This is a genomic window from Acidovorax sp. A79, assembly GCF_041154505.1.
Classification (GTDB): Bacteria; Pseudomonadota; Gammaproteobacteria; order Burkholderiales; family Burkholderiaceae_C; genus Acidovorax.
On record NZ_AP028672.1, the window covers coordinates 2,554,819 to 2,577,500 of the forward strand.

Annotated in this window: 14 protein-coding genes and 2 rRNA genes (1 of these 16 running past the window's edge); 8 read left to right on the forward strand and 8 right to left on the reverse strand. The window is 67.2% G+C overall.

The genetic code is table 11. From position 1 onward, the window contains the following. Positions 1-13 precede the first annotated feature (13 nt). Complete coding sequence (locus ACAM51_RS11715; RefSeq protein WP_218296746.1) at positions 14-718, reverse strand: response regulator transcription factor; 705 nt, start codon at positions 716-718, stop codon at positions 14-16. Positions 719-875: 157 nt separating this feature from the next. Here ACAM51_RS11715 and ACAM51_RS11720 point away from each other — a divergent pair, with 157 nt between their 5' ends. Next, on the forward strand, positions 876-1,904 hold the full coding sequence (locus ACAM51_RS11720; protein ID WP_369643618.1) for a right-handed parallel beta-helix repeat-containing protein: 1,029 nt from the start codon (positions 876-878) through the stop codon (positions 1,902-1,904). A gap of 67 nt (positions 1,905-1,971) precedes the next feature. After that, entirely contained in the window at positions 1,972-4,230 is a 2,259-nt protein-coding gene (locus ACAM51_RS11725) for an IPTL-CTERM sorting domain-containing protein (protein WP_369643619.1), read from the forward strand. A 117-nt stretch (positions 4,231-4,347) separates the two neighbouring features. Here the strand turns inward: ACAM51_RS11725 and ACAM51_RS11730 are convergent, their stop codons facing one another. Then, complete coding sequence (locus ACAM51_RS11730) at positions 4,348-5,703, reverse strand: dicarboxylate/amino acid:cation symporter (protein WP_369643620.1); 1,356 nt, start codon at positions 5,701-5,703, stop codon at positions 4,348-4,350. Positions 5,704-5,937: 234 nt separating this feature from the next. Here ACAM51_RS11730 and ACAM51_RS11735 point away from each other — a divergent pair, with 234 nt between their 5' ends. Further along, a complete protein-coding gene (locus tag ACAM51_RS11735) occupies positions 5,938-8,622 on the forward strand; it encodes a PAS-domain containing protein (RefSeq protein WP_369643621.1) in 2,685 nt (894 codons plus the stop codon). A gap of 49 nt (positions 8,623-8,671) precedes the next feature. On the opposite strand, the gene ACAM51_RS11740 is transcribed toward ACAM51_RS11735, so the two are convergent. From ACAM51_RS11740 to ACAM51_RS11755, 4 genes are all read right to left on the reverse strand, one after another. Next, on the reverse strand, positions 8,672-10,210 hold the full coding sequence (locus ACAM51_RS11740; protein ID WP_369643622.1) for a nucleotide pyrophosphohydrolase: 1,539 nt from the start codon (positions 10,208-10,210) through the stop codon (positions 8,672-8,674). A gap of 76 nt (positions 10,211-10,286) precedes the next feature. Next, positions 10,287-10,931 carry a LuxR C-terminal-related transcriptional regulator gene (locus ACAM51_RS11745; protein ID WP_369643623.1) on the reverse strand — a complete coding sequence of 215 codons (645 nt, stop codon included), beginning with the start codon at positions 10,929-10,931 and terminating at the stop codon, positions 10,287-10,289. 162 nt (positions 10,932-11,093) lie between these two features. Continuing rightward, positions 11,094-12,017 carry a LysR family transcriptional regulator gene (locus ACAM51_RS11750; RefSeq protein ID WP_218296741.1) on the reverse strand — a complete coding sequence of 308 codons (924 nt, stop codon included), beginning with the start codon at positions 12,015-12,017 and terminating at the stop codon, positions 11,094-11,096. A gap of 132 nt (positions 12,018-12,149) precedes the next feature. Then, entirely contained in the window at positions 12,150-14,075 is a 1,926-nt protein-coding gene (locus ACAM51_RS11755; RefSeq protein WP_369643624.1) for an acyl CoA:acetate/3-ketoacid CoA transferase, read from the reverse strand. A 232-nt stretch (positions 14,076-14,307) separates the two neighbouring features. On the opposite strand from ACAM51_RS11755, the gene ACAM51_RS11760 reads away from it, so the two are divergent. The 5 genes from ACAM51_RS11760 to ACAM51_RS11780 all read left to right on the forward strand — a co-directional run bounded on the left by ACAM51_RS11760 (position 14,308) and on the right by ACAM51_RS11780 (position 19,767). Then, positions 14,308-16,518: a malate synthase G gene (locus ACAM51_RS11760; protein ID WP_369643625.1), complete on the forward strand. Its 2,211-nt coding sequence runs from the start codon at positions 14,308-14,310 to the stop codon at positions 16,516-16,518. 264 nt (positions 16,519-16,782) lie between these two features. Further along, positions 16,783-17,061 (forward strand): cysteine-rich CWC family protein, encoded by a 279-nt coding sequence (locus tag ACAM51_RS11765; RefSeq protein ID WP_218341186.1) that lies wholly within the window; start codon positions 16,783-16,785, stop codon positions 17,059-17,061. A gap of 42 nt (positions 17,062-17,103) precedes the next feature. Beyond that, positions 17,104-17,292, forward strand: a complete 189-nt coding sequence (locus ACAM51_RS11770) for a 4-oxalocrotonate tautomerase (RefSeq protein WP_063462131.1) — start codon at positions 17,104-17,106, stop codon at positions 17,290-17,292. 181 nt (positions 17,293-17,473) lie between these two features. Next, positions 17,474-18,970 carry an MFS transporter gene (locus ACAM51_RS11775; RefSeq protein ID WP_369643626.1) on the forward strand — a complete coding sequence of 499 codons (1,497 nt, stop codon included), beginning with the start codon at positions 17,474-17,476 and terminating at the stop codon, positions 18,968-18,970. Positions 18,971-18,999: 29 nt separating this feature from the next. Beyond that, complete coding sequence (locus ACAM51_RS11780) at positions 19,000-19,767, forward strand: class II glutamine amidotransferase (protein ID WP_218296735.1); 768 nt, start codon at positions 19,000-19,002, stop codon at positions 19,765-19,767. Positions 19,768-19,951: 184 nt separating this feature from the next. On the opposite strand, the gene rrf is transcribed toward ACAM51_RS11780, so the two are convergent. Together rrf and ACAM51_RS11790 are read right to left on the reverse strand one after the other, a co-directional pair. Beyond that, a 5S ribosomal RNA gene (gene rrf / locus ACAM51_RS11785) occupies positions 19,952-20,064 on the reverse strand. A 143-nt stretch (positions 20,065-20,207) separates the two neighbouring features. Beyond that, positions 20,208-22,682 (reverse strand): 23S ribosomal RNA (locus ACAM51_RS11790); it runs 404 nt beyond the window's last position.

The window sequence follows — 22,682 nt, forward strand, 5'->3', positions numbered from 1 at the left end:
CGCGGCGCACCACCTACCCGTTCGCCAGAAGGCCTTGCCTGTGGGCGGCATGGATGGCCTCGGCGCGCGTGTTGACCTGCAGCTTGGCGTAGATGCGCCGCACGAAGGTGAGCACCGTGGTGCGGGAGACGCCCATGGTGCGGGCCGTCTCCTCGGTGGTGAAGCCCTTGCTCACGCAGCGCAGCACCTCCTGCTCGCGCGCGGACAGCAGCGCGGCGGGCGGCTCGGTGGCGGGCGGCAGGCTGGCGGCGGCGCGCGCCAGGATCTTGCGCGCCACCATGGGGCTGATGGGGCTGCCGCCCGCGTGGATGCTGCGGATTTCCTCGGCCAGCTCGGCGGCGCTCACGTCCTTGAGCAGGTAGCCCATGGCCCCGGCCTCGATGGAGCGCAGCACGTGCGTTTCATCGCCAAAGATGGTGCTCACCAGCACGCTGCAGCCGGGCCACTGCGCGCGCGCGGCGCGGATCACGTCCAGGCCCGAGCCGTCGGGCAGGCCCAGGTCCACCAGCAGCACATCCATGGGCGACTGGGGCAGCAGCGCCAGCGCCTCGGCCCGGCTGGCCGCCGCCATGGCCAGCGCCAGGTCGGGCTGCGCGCCGATCATGGCGATGAAGGTGTCGCGGCAGGCCGGGTCGTCCTCGACCACGCCCACCCGCAAAGGAGCCGGCAGGCGCGCGGGCCAGGGGGCGGGCAGGGGCGGGGCGGTGTCGGGGGCCATGGGCTGGATTATGGGCAAGCGCCGGGCAGCAGCGCCATGTCATCAGTTCTGAGGACAGACAGGCGCATGGCCAATCCCTACCATCTGTGACTTCACGCCAATGCTTTCAATTTCATAGCTGCCTGCGCTTTCTGCGTGGGCGCTGGAAGCCTTTTTCATGCCCAAACGAATCGCCCTCGCCGCCGCCTGCCTGCTGGCCGCCAGCCTGGCCCCCGCGGCCACCATCACCGTCAACACCACGACCGTCATGGGGGGCGACGGCCTGTGCAGCCTGACCGAGGCCCTCGGCAGCGCGGTGACGGATACCGTCTGGGACGCCGACTGCGCGCTGGGCAGCGGCGCCGACACCATCGCGTTCGACCCCGCCGCCTTTCCCGCAGGCAGCACCATCACGCTGGGCAGCGCGCTGGACATCTACCAGGCCTCGAACACCACCATCGACGGCGGCGGGCGCGTGACCCTGGACGGCGGCGGCGCCACACCCCTGGTCACCGCCACGCTGGCGGGCACCACGCTCACGCTGCGCGGGCTGACGCTGGCCGGCGGCAATACCGCCGGCGGCGGCCCGACGGATGGCGGCGGCATCTACGCGGACGGCGTCACCCTGAACATCGACCACAGCGTCATCACCGGCAACACGGCCCTGGCCAACGGCGGCGGCCTCTTCAGCCGCGACAGCACGGTGACCATCACGGACAGCCAGTTCACCGCCAACACCGCCAGCCTGGGCGGCGCCGTCTACAGCACGGGCAGCGGCTCGCTGACGGTGGCGAACAGCCGCTTCACGGGCAACATCGCCGGCCAGCAGGGCGGCGCCCTCTACAGCGGCGTGAACACGCTGGTCACCGGCAGCATCATTGCCAACAACGCCAGCCCCGCCGCAGGCGGCGCGAACAGGGGCGCGGGCGTCCGGTTCAGTGCTCCGGCCGGGCACACGTTCACGCTGAACCACAACCAGATCACCGACAACACGCCCGGCGACAACTGCTATAGCGCCATCCCCTTCACCGGCACGGGCAACCAGTACTGGCCGGAGAGCGACACGAGCTGCCCCGCAGCCGCGGGCCGCTTCGCCAACCCCCTTGCGCCGCCCGCGGCCATCCCCGTGGATGCGCCCTGGGCGCTGGCGCTGCTGTCTGCGCTGGTGGCCGCGCTGGGCTTGCACCGGCGGCGAGGCGGCGTTTAAAGCCAAAACACCCTTCAACGCCCGCTCAGCAAGCGCAAACAGCTATCAAAACAAAAGCAAACAAACCATGTTCCACACCCCGTGCCCCCATCCCCTGCGCGGGCTGGCCTGCGCCGCCGCGCTGGTGGCCGCTGGCGCCGCCCAGGCGGCCAGCCTCACCGTGACCAACGGCAACGACAGCGGCCCGGGCAGCCTGCGCCAGGCGCTCGCCGATGCCAACGCCAGCGGCGACACCATCGCCTTCGCGGGCGGCGTGTCCCGCGTGGCGCTGCTGGGCCAGCTCGTCATCGGCAAGAGCGTCACCATCGACGGCCCCGGCGTCACGCTGGACGGGCAGCTTCGGGGCCGCGTGCTGTGGGTCAACGCGGGCGCCACCGCCACCCTGCGCGGGCTGGTCATCACGCGCGGGCTGCTGGCAGGCAAGGGGATCGACGTGGGCGGCACGGCGCAGTCGGGCTCGTCCTGGGGCGCGGGCATCCGCAACGATGGCACGCTCACGCTCGACGGCGTGCAGGTGCAGGGCAACTACGCCACGGGCGGCGGGCAGAGCGGCATGGGCGGCGGCGGCGGGGGCAGCGGCGTGGGGCTGAACATCGGCCAGCCGGGCGAGATCAAGGGCGCGGGCGGCAGCGGAGGCAATGGCAGCAGCCTCAATGGAGGCGGTAGCGGCGCCATCGATACACCAACGGGTGGGGAGGGTTTCAGCAATGGCGGCAGCGGCAGCCATGGCGGGGGCGCGGGGGGCGGTGGCGCCGGTGGTGGCGGTGCCGGCGGCGGTGGCTGGGCGGGCGGCGGTGGCGGTGGCGGATGGTACGGCGCGGGAGGTGGCGGCTATGGCGGCGGCGGCGGGAACACCGACGCCGGGAACGGCAGCAACGGCAGCAGCGGCGGCGCAGGCGCAACCCTTGCAGGAAACGGCGGCACCGGCAGCACGGGCTTTCCAGGAAATGCTGGTGACACGGGCGGCGGCGGGGGGTATGCCACGCTCGGCGGCGTCTGGGTGGGCGGCGGCGGGGGCGGGGGATGGATTAGCGGCGGCGGAAATAGCGCCGGCGGCGCGGCGGCCGGCGGCATCTACAACGCGCCGGGCGCGCAACTCACGGTGCAGGGCGCGGGCTGCGCCATCAGCGCCAACCTGGCCGCGGGCGGTGGCGGTAGTGGTCACCCTGCCAGCTTCGCTGGCGGCCAGGCCGTGGGCGGGCTGTGGAACGATGGCCAGCTGACCCTGGCGCCCGGCTGCGAACACAGCGTCAGCGGCAACGCGGCCGGCGCCGGGATGCGGGGCCGGAACGCAGGCCCTGACCGCGCCGACGCCGACCTGCGCGACGACAAGCTGCTGCAACTGGCCGTGCTGTCCACGGGCGGCAGCGTGGGCGCCACGGCCCCGCCCACCCCCACGGCAGGCCAGATCACCAACTGCATTGCGAGCAGCGGCACCTGCCAGGCCAGCTACCTCGCGGGCGGCGTGGTGACCCTCACGGCCACGCCCGTCACCGACTGGCACGTGGTGTGGGGCGGCGACTGCGCCGGCAGCGCCACCACCTGCACCGTCACCCTGGACCAGGCGCGCAGCGTGACGGCGAGCTTCGCCATCAACACCCATGCCCTCAGCGCCAGCGCATCGCCCGCCGGCGGCGGCATCGTCACCTGCCCGGCGAGCGTGAACCACGGCGGCGGCGCCACCTGCACCGCCAGCGCGCCCCACGCGGGCTTCACCTTCACCGGCTTTACCGGCTGCGACGGCGTGGACCTGCCCAGCCGCACCTGCACCCTCGCCAACGTGCAGGCCCCGCGCAGCGTGCAGGCGCAGTACGCGGCCATCACCACCGCCACCGGCACCACCGTGCCGGCCGGCGGCGCGGGGGGCGCGGCCAGCGCCAGCTTCACCGGCGGGGGGGCGGGCTGCCGCTTCGACCCGGCGGCCACCGGGTTCATCGCGGCGGCCGCAACGCCGCCAGGCCACACCGCGCCGCAAGGCGCATTCCGCTTCAAGCTGGTGGGCTGCACCCCGGGCGCGACGGTGCGCGTCACCACCATCTGGCCGCAGGCGGTGGACGACTTCATCAAGCACAGCCATGGCAACTTCATCACGCCCGGCAACCTGCTCATCAACGGCAACACCGTGGGCTTTGACGTGACCGACGGCGGCGTGGGCGATGACGACGGCCTGCAGAACGGCGAGATCCTGGACCCGGCGATGCCCCTGGCCGCCGCACCCCCCAGCGCCCATGGCATCCCGGCACTGGGCGGATGGGGCTTGCTGCTGCTCACGCTGCTGGCGGGCACGGCAGGCATGGTGGCGCAGCGGCGCAAGGCATTCGCCTGAACACAGACGGGGGCCAGCGCTCGCCCAGCAAGCGCAAGCAGCTATTACATCAATAGCAAAAAAAACAGCGGCGCAAGCCCCGGGGCCCGCGCCGCTGCGGCGGCGAGTGGCGGCGTATCAGGCCGCGGAGCGGGCCACCGCGCCCAGGGGCACCTCGGCGGCGGGCACCACCCCGGGGGCGGGCAGCGGATGGCCATTCAGCGCGGCGTCCAGGCGTTCGTGGTCCAGCGCGTTTTCCCAGCGCGAGACGACCACGGTGGCCACCGCGTTGCCGATGAAGTTGGTCAGCGAGCGGCACTCGCTCATGAAGCGGTCCACGCCCAGGATCAGCGCCATGCCGGCCACCGGCACCTCGGGCACCACGGCCAGGGTGGCGGCCAGGGTGATGAAGCCCGCGCCGGTCACGCCCGCCGCGCCCTTGGACGACAGCATGGCCACCAGCAGCAGCGCCACCTGGTGGCCCAGCGAGAGTTCGGTGTTGGTGGCCTGGGCGATGAACAGCGCGGCCAGCGTCATGTAGATGTTGGTGCCGTCCAGGTTGAACGAGTAGCCCGTGGGCACCACGAGGCCCACCACCGACTTGCTGCAGCCGGCCTTTTCCATCTTCTCCATCAGCGACGGCAGGGCCGATTCGGACGACGAGGTGCCCAGCACCAGCATCAGCTCGGCCTTCAGGTAGCGGCACAGCTTGAGCACCGAGAAGCCGCACAGCCGGGCCACGAAGCCCAGGATGACCACCACGAACAGCAGCGAGGTGATGTAGAACGAGCCCACCAGCCAGGCCAGGTTGACGAGCGAACCCAGGCCGAACTTGCCGATGGTGAAGGCCATGGCGCCGAACGCGCCGATGGGCGCGGCCTTCATCACGATGCCCACCACCTTGAACACGGGCGTGGTCAGCGCTTCCAGAAAATTCTGCACCGGGCGGCCGGCCTCGCCCACCATGGCCAGCGCGATGCCGAACAGCACGGCCACCAGCAGCACCTGCAGGATGTTGTCGCCCACGAAGGGGCTGACCAGCGTCTTGGGGATGATGTCCATCGCGAAGCCGGCGAGCGACATCTCGTGCGACTTGGCCACGTAGGTCTTCACGGCCGTCTGGTCCAGGTCGGCGGGGTTGATGTTCATGCCCGCGCCGGGCTGCACCACGTTGGCCACCACCAGGCCGACGACCAGCGCCAGCGTGGAGAAGAACAGGAAGTACGCCATGGCCTTGCCGAACACCCGGCCCACGGTGGAGAGCTGCGACATGCCCGCGATGCCGGTCACGATGGTCAGGAAGATCACCGGGGCGATGATCATCTTCACCAGCTTGATGAACGCGTCGCCCAGCGGCTTGAGCGCCTCGCCGTAGGCCGGCTCGAAGTGGCCCAGCAGCACCCCGAGGACGATGGCGACCACCACCTGGAAGTACAGTTGCCGGTAAAAGGGAAGCCGCACGGGATGGGCGGTGGGGGCGGTAATGGCGTGCATGGGGATGTCTCCTGAAATCACGGTGACTGCACCAGCGGGGTGCGTCGAGGGTGCCGTTTGTACCGCCGCCCCCGGATTCAGCCGATAACCTATTGGTATTAGTCGGTGGCACCGCCAGAGGGCGCCCCGTGCCCCAATATAGGGAAAACCCCTAGGCGCCAGCGAGGTGAGGCACACTCGCTGCCCTCACCATCACAGCCCGGGGCACGCTCCCGGCCCCCTGATTTCTGCCCCATGACGACGCCGCGCCTTCGCAAATTCTGGACCCTGCTGATCCTCCTCACCGGCATGGCGGGCAGCATGTTCGTGGCCGGGCAGTGGGCGTGGCAGCGTTCGCTGCACGAGGAGAGCGACAGCGTGCAGCAGCAGCTGACCCTGTACGGCCAGACGCTGGCCCAGCGCATCGACCGCTACCGCACCCTGCCCGAGGTGCTGGCGCTGGACGCGCAGCTGCAGGATGCGCTGACCCGCGTCCTGAGCCCGGCGGAGGTGGAGCAGCTCAACCTCAAGCTGGAGCAGGCCAACGGCGCGAGCCAGTCGTCCACGCTCACCCTGCTCAACCGCGAAGGGCTGGCCGTGGCGGCCAGCAACTGGCGCACCACCACCAGCAACGTGGGGGTGGACTACAGCTTTCGCCCGTATGTGCAGGAGGCGCTGGCGCAGGGGCGCGGCAGCTTCTACGGCATCGGCGTGACCACGGGCGAGCCGGGCTACTTCCTGTCGCAGGCCATCCGCGACGCCAGCGGCCACACGCTGGGCCTGGTGGCGATCAAGATCGCGCTGCAGGAGCTCGAGCGCGAGTGGCTGCAGACGCCGGACATCGTGCTGGCCTCCGACGCGCACGGCGTGGTGTTCCTGGCCAGCCAGGACGCGTGGCGCTACCGCCTGCTGGAGCCCCTGGGCGACGAGGAGCGCCGCGAGCTCAACGCCACGCGCCAGTATTCGAACCAGCCGCTGCGCCCGCTGGCCTGGCGCGTGGACGACCACATGGACAACGGCGGCCGCCTGGTGCGCCTGTTGTCGCCCGACCTGCCGCCCCTGCCCGGCCGCGTGCTGTGGCAGACCCAGCCGCTGCCCGGCACGCCCTGGCAGCTGCACCTGGTGCACGACACGCACAGCAGCATCGCCGACAGCCGCTGGGCCGCGGCGGCCGGCGGCGGCGGGTGGCTGGCACTGGCCCTGCTGGTGCTGTTCGTGCGCCAGCGGCAGCGCCTGGCGAACCTGCGCCAGCGCAGCCGCCAGGAGCTGGAGACCGTGCTGCAGCAGCACGCGCAGGAGCTGCGCACCGCCCAGGACGGCATCGTGCAGGCGGCGCAGCAGGCCGCCCAGCAGACCGACACGGGCCTCTCGCGCAGCCTGGAGCACCTGCCCCAGGGCGTGGTCATCATCGATGCCGACCTGAACCTCGTGGCCTGGAACTCGCGCTACGTGCAGCTGTTTCGCTACCCCGCCGACCTGATGCGCGTGGGCCAGCCCATCGCGGACCTGCTGCGCCACAACGCGCGCCGCGGCCTGCTGGGCCCCGGCCCGGCCGACGAGGCGATCGAGCGGCGCCTGTCGCACCTGCGCAGCGGCCTGCCCCATCTGCACGAGAGCGCCAAGGGCGATGGCACGGTGCTCGAGATCCGCGGCAACCCGCTGCCCGAAGGCGGCTTCGTGACCAGCTATGCCGACATCACCAGCTACAAGAACGCCGCACGCGAACTGCGCAGCCTGGCCGATGCGCTGGAGCAGCGCGTGGCCGACCGCACGCGCGACCTGGACGCCGCGCGGCGCGAGGCCGAGCGCGCCAACCGCTACAAGACCCGCTTCGTCGCGGCCGCCGTGCACGACCTGCTGCAGCCGCTGAACGCCGCGCGCATGTTCACCTCGCTGCTGCGCAGCCACCTGCAGGACGACGCCGAGCGGCGCACGGTGGACAGCATCGACGGCGCGCTCGCTTCGCAGGACGCGATCCTGAGCAGCCTGCTCGATATCTCGCGCATGGAGTCGGGGCAACTGGACGTGCACATCCACGACGTGGCCCTGGGCCCGCTGCTGCAGGTGCTGGCCCACAACTTCGGCGTGCTGGCCGAGGGCCAGGGCCTGAAGCTCCGCTGCGTGCCCACGCGCGCCGTGGTGCGCACCGACGAGAACCTGCTGCGCCGCATCCTGCAGAACTTCGTCTCCAACGCCATCCGCTACAGCCGGCAGGGGCGCATCGTGGTGGGCTGCCGCAGGGCCGGGGACCACCTGCGCATCGAGGTGCACGACCAGGGCCCGGGCATCCCCGAGGCGCTGCAGCGCGAAATCTTCGAGGAGTTCCGCCGCCTGGACGAAGGCCGCGCCGACGACCGGGGCGCGGGCCTGGGCCTGGCCATCGTCGAGCGCCTGGGCCGCCTGCTGGGGCACGAGATCGGGCTGCGCTCGCAGCTGGGGCGCGGCAGCGTGTTCTGGGTGCGCGTGCCGCTGGGCGACCCCGCCGCCGCGCGGCAACAGCCAGCCGCCGCCGCCACGGCCGCTCCACGGCAGCCGCAGGAAGACGCCCCGCTGCAGGGCAGCAGCGCCTGGGTGATCGAGGACGACGGACCCACCTGCGCCGCGACACGCGCCCTGCTGGAGCGCTGGGGCTGCCAGGTGCCGCTGGCCGGCGGCGCGCCCGAGGCGCTGGCCCAGGCCGAACGCGGCCAGGCGCCGCAGCTGGTGCTGCTGGACGTGCACCTGGGCTCCCGCCACCATGGCCCCGATGTCTACGCCCAGCTGTGCGAACGCTGGGGCCAGGCCCCAGCGGTGATCCTGGTCACCGCCGAGCACGACGCCACGCTGCGCCGGCAGGCGGCCGAACGCGGCTGGGGCTTTCTGGCCAAGCCGGTGCGGGCGCCGGCGCTGCGGGCGCTGGTGAGCCAGACGCTGCTGAGGTTGCAGCAAGATACGCCTTAATGCTGCATTTTTCATAGCTTTAAGCGCTTGATGGACAAGCGCCGCGCACCTATTTCAATGTCAAGTAGGTAATCCCTTTGCCATCCGATGCGGTGGCCACATCCTTGCGCGCCTCCAGCAAGCGCAGCACACGCTGCGCCATGGTCGCGGGGTCTTCTGCCCGTGCAGAGTGGGCCTGGATATGCTTGAGCAAGCCCGAGCGTTGCCGGGGCTTGTTCTTGCTCATCTTCTGAAGGCTGGCCAGCACCGCCCGCGCCACCTGGGCTGCGGTGGGGGGTTGCACAGCCTGTGCTGCGGTCTTGCCAGCGGCAGGGACGTGCGACTTGGATGGAGCTGAAACGGCAGATTTCTTCGGCAGTGGCGGTTGTGCGGGCGCTTTGGAAGCAGATGCTTTCTTGGCAGGCGCGGCCTTTGCAGTCCCTGCCTTGGAAGAAGCAGCCTTAGCGGCGGACGTTTTCGCCACAGGCTGGGCCACCACCACGGGCGGGTAGGACACCGCGTCGCCCTTGACCACCACCCGCTTTCGCGCCTGCAACTGAGCCAAGGCGTGCGATGTGCGCGGCGACCGGGCACTGGACTCGCCCAACCAGCTTTGCAGCAGCACCAACAGCGCATCCTTCCGCGCGGGGCGGTGGGGTGGAGTCAGCCCATCCAGTTGGGCCAGCAGTTGCTGCATGTCTGCCCGCGTGGCCTGGGGGCGGACCGGAGCAGCTTTTGCAGGCGGAGGCCGTGGTGCTACAGCTTTTGCTGTGGTCTTGACCGTCGCCTCCACCGCAGGGGTCGCCGCCGATGGAGGCTCTGGCTGCGGCAAGGGCGCGGACTTCAGCGCTAGGGATGCGGCGGGCGGTGTCGGCATCCTGCGGAACCCACACCGCTGCGCATCAAACCCCAGCTCCCTCGCATGCTCCAACATGGGTTCATAACCCTGGTCGTTGGAGACGACCACAAACGTGCCCTCCGGCTGACGGGCCGAGATGTATCCAACGTAGTAAGCCAGTTGAAAATCCAGCGCGTTCCTGCCCGCACCTGTTCTCGGAACACGTGTCACCTGCTCTGCCCCGTAAACCTGCTGGTGTCCCGCAGGGTCCACCGTCTGATGTGGGCCATGGAACAGCCACACATCCGTGCCCTGCGGCACCAGTGCCTTGAGTTCATCGCCCTTGGGCTGCACGTTTTCCCAATCAACGAGCAGGTGCACTCTGGAGGTCGCAGGGGTTATGGGGGCGCATATGCCGGACACGACGGCAGCGGGTAGGGGAGGCTCCAGTTCCGGGTGCTTGGGTGGGTGTTCGAGCGTCTTTGCACGCAGCGTGTGCTCCACGGCGTCTGGAAGGTCCACCCCTGCATGGTCTGCCAGTTGCAACAGGCAAAGCAGCACGTCGGCAATCCCATGGGCCACGCGCTCTTTGTGGGCGGGATCGCGCACAACACCCCGCGATTCGCTCAGCGTCGTCCACTGGAACATCTCCAGCAGCCCCGCCGACTCCACCGTCAGCGCCATGGCCAGGTTCTTGGGTGTGTGGCGAGACTGCCAGTCCCGGGCTGCGGCAAAACTGCGCAGCCTGGCTTGCAGCGCTGGATAATCCATTCCCTCACTCCTCTTTTCATAGCTGCTTGCGCTTATCCAATATGCGCTGGAGCCTATTTTTCTCAAAAGAATCCCATCAATCCGGCTCCACCCCTTCGGCCTCCAGGCTTTTCACCAGCACCGCCGCCTGCGTGCGGCTGTAGCACGCGAGCTTTTTCAGGATGGCCGTGACATGCACCTTCACGGTGTTCTCCGCCAGGCCCAGCGCGGCGGCGATCTGCTTGTTGAGCAGGCCGTCGGCCAGGCACAGCAGCACGCGGAACTGCTGGGGCGTGAGCTGCGCGAGCCGCGCGGCCAGCTCGGCGTCGGCCTCGGAGCGCTCGGCCGCCATGGGCGGGAACCAGCTGCCGCCGTCGAGCACGGCCTCGATGGCCTCGCCCATGGCCTCGGCCGGCGCGGACTTGGGGATGAAACCGGCCGCGCCGAACTGCTGCGCGCGGCGGATCACGCGCGGGTGGTCGTTGGACGAGATGATGACCACCGGCAGCTCGGGGTACTCGCCGCGCACGTGCAGCAGCGAGGAGAAGCCGCGCGCGCCGGGCATGCTCAGGTCCAGCAGCACCAGCTCCACCTCGGGGTGCTCCTGCAGCGCCGTGCCCAGCGTGGCGGCGCTGGCCGCCTCCAGCGTGCGGAACTGCGGCAGACGCTCATGCAGCACGTGCAGCACGGCGGCGCGGAACAGCGGGTGGTCGTCAGCGACGAGAAGCGTGGGCTCGGCCATGGAGTGCGCAGTCTGCCACGGGGCGGTCCATCAGCACCACCCGTCGCACGGAGCGGGCCAACGCATGGGGCGCGCCAAGGCCAGCGCTACCGTGGAACCGGCTTGGCCCCCGGAGGCATCCCGCTTCGCGTCGGAGGAAGGCGCGCAGCGGCTCAGGGGAAGTCATTCGCCTTTCCAGAACGCGGGCTGCGCGTACTGGTGTTTCAGGAAGTCGATCCACAGCCGCACGCGCAGCGGCAGGTGCTTGCGCTGGGGGAACACCACATAGATGCCGTTGGGCGGCGCGGCGAAGTCCTCCAGCACCGCGACCAGGCGACCAGCGGCGATCTCGGCCTCGACCTCCCAGGTGCTGCGCCAGGCAATGCCCCAGCCGCCCAGGCACCAGTCGTGCAGCACCTGGCCGTCGGAGCAGTCGAGCGGCCCGCCGGGCTTCAGATGCATGACCTCCGTGGCGCCATCCGCAAGGGGCACCCGGAACGCCCAGCCGCGCGTCTGCGATGCGTCGCTGGACAGCGTGAGGCAGTCGTGCTGCACGAGTTCGGCCGGCGCGCGCGGCGTGCCGCGCCGGGCCAGGTATTCGGGCGTGGCCACGCACAGGCGGCGGTTGTCGGCGATGCGAACGCTCACCAGCGACGAGTCGGGCAGGTCGCCCACGCGCACGGCGCAGTCGAAGCCTTCCCCCGCGAGGTCCACCACGCGGTCGCTGAGGTTCAGCGAGATGGTCACGTCCGGGTGCGCCGAGCGAAAACGCGGCACCAGCGGCGCCACATGGCGGCGGCCAAAACCGGCGGGCGCGGTGATGCGCAAATGGCCCGTGGCCTTGACCCCGCCTTCCGACACGCTGGCCTCGGCATTGGCCACGTCGGACAGCAGGCGCTGGCAGTCTTCCAGGAACGCGCTGCCCTCGTGCGTGAGGCTGATGCGCCGCGTGGTGCGCACCAAGAGCTTCACGCCCAGGTGCTCTTCCAGTGCGTCGAGCCGCCGCCCCATGATGGCGGGCGCCACGCCCTCGGCCTTGGCGGCGGCCGTGAGGCTGCCGCGCGTGGCCACCGACACAAAGGATTCGAAGGCCTTGAGTTTGTCCATGGGCAGTGATTATGGAGACATCCGAGGGCGTGCAAGCCCGGCGCCGCACGGGCCTTACGCCCCCGGCCTTGAAGCAAAAACAGCGTCCAGCGCCCGGGGGCATTGCGCCAATAGCTATTGTTTTTATAGCATTCAGAACAGGCGCGACTTGAGGAAACCCACCGTGCCATACCGCTTGACGTCCGCGTAGTGGTCGCGCGTGAGCCCCTGCACCATGGCGGTGTAGGCATCGGCCAGGTCGGGCGCGATGGTGAAGTGGTCGTAGTTCACGATGACCTCCACGCGCTCGCCCTGGGCGGCAAGCGGTGCCAGCAGGCGACGCACCTCGTGCTCGATGGCGTCGATGGTGGTGGCCGTGTTGATCTGCAGGCCCGAGAAGTCGATGTGCAGCAGCCTGCGCGCGGCGTCGAGCTCGAAGCGCTGCACCAGCGGGCGGTTGAGCAGCTGCTCGCGCAGGCCCAGCGGGCCGGGCTCGAACAGGCGCATGTCCATGGCCTGCAGGCCCGGGCTGATGCGCGGCGTGAAGGCCATGTGGGCCAGCACGTCGCGGTGCAGGTCGATGCCGGGCGCCAGCTCGATCAGCTCCAGCGCGCCGCCACCGCCCTCCTCGCCCGAGGGCACCAGGCGGAACACGCAGCGCTCGGTGACGTACAGCACGCGCTGGCCGCGCCGCAGCGCCTCGGCGCCGCTGAAGGTGCGGTGCTCGACCTCGCGCACCAGCTTGCGCGCGCCGCCTTCGTGCAGGATGTGCAGGTGGCCGTCGACCGCCTCCACCTGCAGCGCCCCCGCCGTGAAGGTGCCGACGAACACCACGGTCTTGGCGTTCTGGCTGATGTTGATGAAGCCGCCCGCACCCGCCAGGCGCGGCCCGAACTTGCTCACGTTGAGGTTGCCGTGCTGGTCGGCCTGCGCCAGGCCCAGGATGGCGATGTCCAGGCCGCCGCCGTCGTAGAAGTCGAACTGGTTGGGCTGGTCGATGATGGCCTGCGGGTTCACGGCCGCGCCGAAGTTCAGGCCCCCGGCGGGGATGCCGCCGATCACGCCGGGCTCGGCCGTGAGCGTGACCAGGTCGATGATGCGCTCCTCGGCCGCCACGTTGGCCACGCCCTCGGGCATGCCGATCCCCAGGTTCACCACCTGGTGCGGGCGCAGCTCCAGCGCCGCGCGGCGGGCGATGATCTTGCGCTCGGTCAGGGGCATGGCCTCCAGCGTGTCCACGGGCACGCGCAATTCGCCCGCGAACGCGGCGCTGTAGGGCTCGGCAAAGGTCTGGTGGTGGTGCGCGGGCTCGGTGGCCAGCACCACGGCGTCCACCAGCACGCCGGGCACCTTCACCTGCCGGGGGTTGAGCGTGCCGCGCTCGGCGATGCGCTCGACCTGCGCGATGACCACGCCGCCCGAGTTGCGCGCGGCCATGGCGATGGCCAGCGCTTCGAGCGTGAGCGCCTCGCGCTCCATGGTGAGGTTGCCGTCCGCGTCGGCCGTCGTCGCGCGGATGATGCCGACGTGGATCGGGAAGGCCTTGTAGAACAGGTAGTCCTGCCCGTCGATGGGCAGGATGCGCACCAGGTCTTCGGTGGTGCGCGCATTGAGCTTGCCGCCGCCATGGCGCGGGTCCACGAAGGTGTCGAGGCCCACGCGCGTGAGCGTGCCGGGCTTGCCCGCGGCGATGTCGCGGAACAGGTGCGTGATCACGCCCTGCGGCAGGTTCCAGGCCTCGATCTGGTTGTCCACCGCGAGCTTCTGGATGCGCGGCACCAGGCTCCAGTGCCCGCCGATCACGCGCCTGAGCAGGCCCGCGTGGCCCAGGTGGTTGAGGCCGCGCTGCTTGCCATCGCCCTGGCCTGCGGCGTAGACCAGGGTGAGGTCGCGCGGGGTCTGTGTGGCCTCCCAGCGCTGGGCGAGCGCCACGGCGATGCTCTCGGCAAAGCCGATGCCGACGAAGCCGCCCGTGGCCACGGTGTCGCCATCGTGGATGAGCAACACCGCGTCGGCGGCGCTGACGATCTTGTTCTTGTAGGCTGCGTTCAGCGCGCCAGCGGCCAGGGGTGCCTGCATGGGTTTGTCTCCCGGTGGGTTTGTTGTGTGCGCAGCGTAGTGGGTAACCGGCCAAAGCACCATTCCGGGCGACTACGGACGGCCACCAGTTGTGCGTAAAAGTCACTGGTTTAGAGATTTTCAGCGTATTTATGTGGGCAAATATTTGCAATACAGTCTGCCCATGGCCTGCTCATGCAGGTCCCGTTTTCTTTTTCATTGATCCACGTTTGCACAACTTTCTAGGCACCCCATGACCGATCGCACCAAAGTCCACGGCCTGCAAGTGGCCACCTCCCTGTACCGCTTTGTCGAAGACAAGGTGCTGCCCGGCACGGGTGTCGATGCCGCCGCCTTCTGGAAGGGCTTTGACGCCATCGTGGCCGACCTGGCCCCGCGCAACATCGCCCTGCTGGCCGAGCGCGACCGCCTGCAGACCGAGCTGGACACCTGGCACAAGGCCAACCCCGGTCCCATCAAGGACATGGTGGCCTACCGTGGTTTCCTGGAAAAGATCGGCTACCTGGTGCCCCAGCCCGCCGATGTGAAGGCCACCACCGCCAATGTGGACGACGAGCTGGCCACGCAGGCCGGCCCGCAGCTGGTGGTGCCCATCCTGAACGCCCGCTACGCGCTCAACGCCGCCAACGCGCGCTGGGGCAGCCTGTATGACGCGCTGTACGGCACGGACGCCATCAGCGAAGAAGGCGGCGCCGAAAAGGGCAAGGGCTACAACCCCGTGCGCGGCGCCAAGGTGATCGCGTTCGCGCGCCAGGTGCTGGACGACACCGCGCCGCTGGCTGCAGGTTCGCACAAGGATTCGACGGGCTACAAGGTGGAAGGCGGCCAGCTGGTCGTCTCGTTCGCCAACGGGAGCACCACGGGCCTGAAGGATCCCTCGCAGTTCAAGGGCTACCAGGGCAACGCCGCGGCGCCTTCGTCGGTGCTGCTGCAGCACAACGGCCTGCACCTGGACATCCAGATCGACCGTTCCACGCCCATCGGCCAGTCCGATGCGGCGGGCGTGAGCGACCTGGTGCTGGAAGCCGCGCTCTCCACCATCCTGGACCTGGAAGATTCCGTGGCCGCCGTGGACGCCGAGGACAAGGTGCTGGGCTACAGCAACTGGCTGGGCATCATCCAGGCCACGCTGACCGAGCAGGTCGCCAAGGGCGGCAAGACCATCACGCGCGGGCTGAACCCTGACCGCATCTATACGGGCCCGCAAGGTGGCGAGGTGCGCCTGCACGGCCGCTCGCTCATGTTCCTGCGCAACGTGGGCCACCTGATGACCAACCCGGCCATTCTCTGGACCGACGCGCAGGGCGCGCAGCGCGAGATCCCAGAAGGCATCATGGATGCAGTGGTCACAACGGCCATCGCATTGCACGACCTGCAAGGCCACGGCGCGAACGGTATCCGCAACTCCCGCAAGGGCAGCGTCTACATCGTCAAGCCCAAGATGCACGGCCCCGCCGAGGTGGGCTTTGCCGCCGAGCTGTTTGGCCGCGTCGAGAAGCTGCTGGGCCTGCCCGACAGCACCGTGAAGCTGGGCATCATGGACGAAGAGCGCCGGACTTCTGTCAACCTCAAGGCCTGCATCGCTGCCGCATCGGCGCGCGTGGCGTTCATCAACACCGGCTTCCTGGACCGCACCGGTGACGAGATGCACACCGCCATGCACGCCGGCCCCATGGTGCGCAAGGGCGACATGAAGACCAGCGCCTGGATCCAGTCGTACGAGAAGAACAACGTGCTGGTGGGCCTCTCCTGCGGCCTGCGCGGCAAGGCACAGATCGGCAAGGGCATGTGGGCCATGCCCGACCTGATGGCCGAGATGCTCAAGCAAAAGATCGCCCACCCCAAGGCCGGCGCCAACACCGCCTGGGTACCCAGCCCTACCGGCGCGACGCTGCACGCGCTGCACTACCACCAGGTCAACGTGGCCGAGATCCAGATCGGCCTGGAGAAGACCGACGTGAACGCCGAGCGCGACAACCTGCTGACCGGCCTGCTCACCGTGCCCGTGGCAGCCGCCCCCAACTGGAGCGACGCCGAGAAGCAGCAGGAGCTGGACAACAACGCCCAGGGCATCCTGGGCTATGTGGTGCGCTGGGTGGACCAGGGCGTGGGCTGCTCCAAGGTGCCCGACATCCACAACGTGGGCCTGATGGAAGACCGTGCCACGCTGCGCATCAGCAGCCAGCACATGGCCAACTGGCTGCTGCACGGCGTTGTGACCGAAGCGCAGGTGCGCGAGACCTTCGAGCGCATGGCCGCGGTGGTGGACGGCCAGAACGCGGGCGACCCGCTGTACCAGCCGATGGCGGGCCACTTCGCCACCAGCATGGCCTACCAGGCCGCCTGCGACCTGGTCTTCAAGGGCCAGGAGCAGCCCAGCGGCTACACCGAACCCCTGCTGCATGCCTGGCGCCTGAAGCTCAAGGCCGCACAGGCCACCTGATTCCGGGAACGCCGCGCGCAAAGCGCGCCACGCTCACCTATTGATAGCTGCCAGCGCCTGCCCATCAAGCGCTGGCAGCTGTTTTTTTATGGATTGCCCTGGCTGCGGCGGGCCACGTGCCAGTGGTGCGCGGCACGGACCGCCCGCCGCGCATGGCACCAGCGCCCAGGCTTTCCCGCTGCGCGGAAGACGGGACGCCGCAGGCGCCTTACACTGGGCCCGCAGCCGCCTCCCATCCACAGCGGGCGCGTGCCGCCCGCCATCATGCCGCCCTCCAGTGCCCCGCCATCCGCTGCGCCGTCTTCCTCCCCCTCCTCCAGCTGCCCCCTGTGCGGCCAGCCGAACCAGTGCGCCATCGCGGCGGGCCAGCCCGCCGAGAGCTGCTGGTGCATGGCGCGGGTGATCAACCCGGAAGCGCTGGCGGCGCTGCCGGCCCCAGCACGGGGCCAGGTGTGTATCTGTCCTGCGTGCGGCGCGCGGGGCGCTCCACCGGCGCCCCGGCCCGGCGCCTCTGAAGACGCGCCGGCGCCGGCGCCGATATGATTTCCGCTTTTGTTTTCTGCAACTATCTCCAAGGAGGCTGATATGCCCACGTACCACGTCGAAATGATGGAAGGCCGCACGGTCGAGCAAAAGCGCAAGCTGGTGGAAGAGATCACCCGCGTCTCCGTCGAGGTGCTCGGCGGTTCGCCCGAGTCGGTGGACATCCTGATCACCGACGTCAAGCGGGAGAACTGGGCCACGGGCGGCAAGCTCTGGTTGGAGAGGAGCTGACTATCCCCCCGAGGCACTGGGCTCCTTCCCCCTGCTCTCGAATTGCTTTGCAGCAATCCGAAAAAGGGAGGGCCCGGTCCTCGTTGCGGGGTGGCCCTTCCCTGGCTGCGCTGGCCTGGGGCTGCGCCAGCCCATTGAAGAGTCCGTGCTTCTTCGCAACTGATCGCCAGCCCACCGATCCATGACAACACAGCCTTCTTCTGGTTCCCTCGCCGCCCTGCGCGAACGCCATGGCGAGCGCTACCGCTGGCTGCTGCTGCTGTCCGTCATGGTCGGCACGATGGCGTCGATCATGTCGTCGACCATCGTGAACGTGGCCATCCCCGACATGAGCCACTACTTCACCCTGGGCCAGGAGCGCGCCCAATGGGTCACCTCGGGCTTCATGGTGGCCACCACGGTTTCGATGCTGACCACGCCGTGGCTCCTGTCCCGCTATGGCTACCGCGCCACCTATGTGGGCGCCATGCTCCTGCTGCTGGCCGGCGGCATCGGCGGCGGGCTGGCCCGTGATTTCGGCCTGGTGCTGGCCGCCCGGGTGGCCGAGGGGCTGGCGGCCGGGGTCGTGCAGCCCATTCCCGCCGTCATCATCCTCTACGCCTTCCAGCCCCACGAGCAGGGCCGCGCCAGCGGCATCTTCGGCATGGGCGTGGTGCTGGCGCCCGCCATCGGACCGAGCATTGGCGGCCTGCTGGTCGACTGGTTCGGCTGGCGCTCCATCTTCTTCATGGTCGTGCCGCTGTGCCTGGCCTCCCTCTGGCTCGCCTACAAATTCGTGCCCGTCACCGCGCCGGGCGGGGTGGCCGCCAACCGCCAGGGCGAGGCGCTCGACTGGCGCGGCCTGGCGCTGGGCACGGCCGGGACGCTGTGCCTGCTCAATGGGCTGGTGGCACTGCATGGGGGCACCGCATCGGAGGCCATCCTGTTGCTGGCCGGTGCCGTGGTCGCCACGGGCCTCTTCATCGGCTGGCAACGCCGGCAGCTGCGGCAGGGGCGCAAGCCGCTGATGGATTTGCGGTTGTTCCAGTACCGGCAGTTCGCCATGGGCAGCATCGTGGCGTTCATCTATGGCACGGCGCTGTTCGGCTCCACCTACCTGTTGCCGGTGTTCATGCAACTGGGGTTGTCGCTCTCGGCCTCGCACGTGGGCACCATCATGCTGCCCGCGGGCTTCGTGCTGGCCATCACCATCGCCCTGGTGGGACGGCTGGCCGACAGGCAGCCCACGCACCTGCTGGTGAGCATCGGCCTGGCCCTGCTGGCCCTGTCGTTCGGGCTCATGGTGCTGGTGGGCCTGGGCTCCGCACTGTGGATGCTGGTGGCTTTTGCGATCCTGGGCCGCATCGGACTCGGCTTCATCCTGCCGTCGCTCAACCTGGGGGCCATGCGGCCGCTGGACAAGTCGCTGATCTCGCAGGGATCGAGCGCCATCGGCTTCCTGCGCATGCTCGGCGGGGCCGCCGGCGTGAGCCTGTGCGGTATCGTGCTGGAGTGGCGCCTGGGGGCGCATGGTGCATCGCTGACCTCGGGCGCGAGCAACACGGCCCGCATCGACGCCTTTGGCGAGACCTTTCTGATGCTGACCGCGCTGTGCCTGCTGGCCCTGGTGGCCGCATGGCAGCTGCGCGAAGCACCTGCGGCGCCGGCCGATGCCTCTCCCCCTTCACCCCCGGCCTGATGGCCGATTGATCCGGACTTTGCTCGACCATGTGCCAACTGCTCGGTATGAACTGCAACACGCCGACCGACGTGACCTTCAGCTTCACCGGTTTCGCGCAGCGCGGCGGCAACACAGCCGACCATGCCGACGGCTGGGGCATTGCCTTTTTCGAAGACCGGGGACTGCGGCACTTCGTGGACCATCTGCCCGCCGTGAATTCGCCCGTGGCGGAGTTGATCCGTCGCTACCCCATCCAGAGCCGCAACGTGATCGCGCACATCCGCAAGGCCACCCAGGGTGTGGTGAGCCTGCAGAACTGCCACCCCTTCGTGCGCGAGCTGTGGGGCCGGTACTGGGTGTTCGCCCACAACGGTGACTTGAAGGACTTCCGCCCCCGCCTGCATGCGCATTTCCATCCGGTGGGGGATACCGACAGCGAGCACGCCTTCTGCTGGATCATGCAGGAGCTGGCCAAGTCCCATGCCAGCGTGCCCAGCATTGCCGAACTGACCATCACCTTGAAAGAGCTGGCCGCGCGCATCGCGCCGCATGGCACCTTCAATTTCCTGCTCTCCAACGGCCAGGCGCTGTGGGCCCATGCATCCACAGGGCTGTACTACATCGAGCGCAAACACCCGTTCAGCGAGGCACAGTTGTCGGACGAGGACGTGCGCATCGACTTCGCCACCCGGACCACGGCCACGGACCGCGTGGCCGTGATCGTGACGGCCCCCCTCACCACCAATGAGGAGTGGACGGCCTTCGGCAAGGAAGAACTGCTGGTGTTCGTGGACGGACAGCGGCAAGGCGGTTGAGCCACCGGGCTTTCGTGCAGGCCCTTCCCTCGATCCTCGGGGTGTACCGCCCGCGCCTGCCGGACTTAGCTTCGATAAACGCCAGTGGTGTCACGGAAGACGCACTACCCACAACGTGCTTTTCGCCGTTCCCCAAAGCAAAAAACCCCAGTCATTGCTGACTGGGGTTTTCTGGGCTGTAAGAGCCTGACGATGACCTACTTTCACACGGGAACCCGCACTATCATCGGCGCAAAGTCGTTTCACTGTCCTGTTCGGGATGGGAAGGAGTGGTACCAACTTGCTATGGTCATCAGGCATAACTTGGTGCTGGGCTGTTCGTGGAACAGCCTGGCGAATTCATAGAGTATGGAATCAGATTTTGTGTCTTTTGACTGCGTCAACTTGGCATAACAATCTTTGAGCTTTGCACACTTGCGTGTGTTGGCTATCAAAGTTATAGGGTCAAGCCGCACGAGCAATTAGTATCAGTTAGCTTAACGCATTACTGCGCTTCCACACCTGACCTATCAACGTCCTGGTCTTGAACGACTCTTTAGGGGGCTCAAGGCCCCGGCAGATCTCATCTTGAAACGAGTTTCCCGCTTAGATGCTTTCAGCGGTTATCTCTTCCACACTTAGCTACTCGGCAATGCCACTGGCGTGACAACCGATACACCAGAGGTGTGTCCACTCCGGTCCTCTCGTACTAGGAGCAGGCTTCCTCAAATCTGCAGCGCCCACGGAAGATAGGGACCAAACTGTCTCACGACGTTTTAAACCCAGCTCACGTACCTCTTTAAATGGCGAACAGCCATACCCTTGGGACCGGCTACAGCCCCAGGATGAGATGAGCCGACATCGAGGTGCCAAACACCGCCGTCGATATGAACTCTTGGGCGGTATCAGCCTGTTATCCCCAGAGTACCTTTTATCCGTTGAGCGATGGCCCTTCCATACAGAACCACCGGATCACTATGTCCTGCTTTCGCATCTGCTCGACTTGTCAGTCTCGCAGTTAAGCACGCTTATGCCATTGCACTATCGTCACGATGTCCGACCGTAACTAGCGTACCTTCGAACTCCTCCGTTACGCTTTGGGAGGAGACCGCCCCAGTCAAACTGCCTACCATGCACTGTCCCCGATCCAGATAATGGACCTAGGTTAGAACCTCAAACACACCAGGGTGGTATTTCAACGTTGGCTCCATGAGATCTAGCGACCTCACTTCAAAGCCTCCCACCTATCCTACACAGATCTGTTCAAAGTCCAATACAAAGCTACAGTAAAGGTTCATGGGGTCTTTCCGTCTTTCCGCGGGGAGATTGCATCATCACAAACATTTCAACTTCGCTGAGTCTCAGGAGGAGACAGTGTGGCCATCGTTACGCCATTCGTGCAGGTCGGAACTTACCCGACAAGGAATTTCGCTACCTTAGGACCGTTATAGTTACGGCCGCCGTTTACTGGGACTTCAATCAAGAGCTTGCACCCCATCATTTAATCTTCCAGCACCGGGCAGGCGTCACACCCTATACGTCCACTTTCGTGTTTGCAGAGTGCTGTGTTTTTATTAAACAGTCGCAGCCACCGATTTTTTGCAACCCCGTTGGGCTCGCCTTGTACAGGTTCACCTACTTGGGGCATACCTTCTCCCGAAGTTACGGTATCAATTTGCCGAGTTCCTTCTCCTGAGTTCTCTCAAGCGCCTTAGAATACTCATCTCGCGCACCAGTGTCGGTTTGCGGTACGGTCGTCAATAGCTGAAGCTTAGTGGCTTTTCCTGGAAGCAGGGTATCACTCACTTCGTCTGCAAGCAGACTCGTTATCACCCCTCATCTAAGCCCGGCGGATTTGCCTACCAGGCACGACTACAGGCTTGAACCAACATATCCAACAGTTGGCTGAGCTAACCTTCTCCGTCCCCACATCGCACTATTGATCGGTACAGGAATATTGACCTGTTTCCCATCAGCTACGCATCTCTGCCTCGCCTTAGGGGCCGACTCACTCTACGCCGATGAACGTTGCGTAGAAAACCTTGCGCTTACGGCGAGGGGGCTTTTCACCCCCTTTAACGCTACTCATGTCAGCATTCGCACTTCTGATACCTCCAGCATCCGTTACCAGACACCTTCACAGGCCTACAGAACGCTCTCCTACCACTTGCAATAAATTGCAAATCCGCAGCTTCGGTAACTGGCTTAGCCCCGTTACATCTTCCGCGCAGGACGACTCGATCAGTGAGCTATTACGCTTTCTTTAAATGATGGCTGCTTCTAAGCCAACATCCTGACTGTTTTAGCCTTCCCACTTCGTTTCCCACTTAGCCAATTTTAGGGACCTTAGCTGGCGGTCTGGGTTGTTTCCCTCTTGAGTCCGGACGTTAGCACCCGGTGCTCTGTCTCCCAAGCTGTACTCGTCGGTATTCGGAGTTTGCATAGGTTTGGTAAGTCGCCATGACCCCCTAGCCTAAACAGTGCTCTACCCCCGACGGTAATACTTGAGGCACTACCTAAATAGTTTTCGGAGAGAACCAGCTATTTCCAAGTTTGTTTAGCCTTTCACCCCTATCCACAGCTCATCCGCTAGTTTTGCAACACTAGTCGGTTCGGACCTCCAGTACCTGTTACGGCACCTTCATCCTGGCCATGGATAGATCACTTGGTTTCGGGTCTACACCCAGCGACTGATTCGCCCTATTCGGACTCGATTTCTCTACGGCTTCCCTATTCGGTTAACCTTGCCACTGAATGTAAGTCGCTGACCCATTATACAAAAGGTACGCAGTCACCCTTGCGGGCTCCTACTTTTTGTAAGCATGCGGTTTCAGGATCTATTTCACTCCCCTCCCGGGGTTCTTTTCGCCTTTCCCTCACGGTACTGGTTCACTATCGGTCGATTACGAGTATTTAGCCTTGGAGGATGGTCCCCC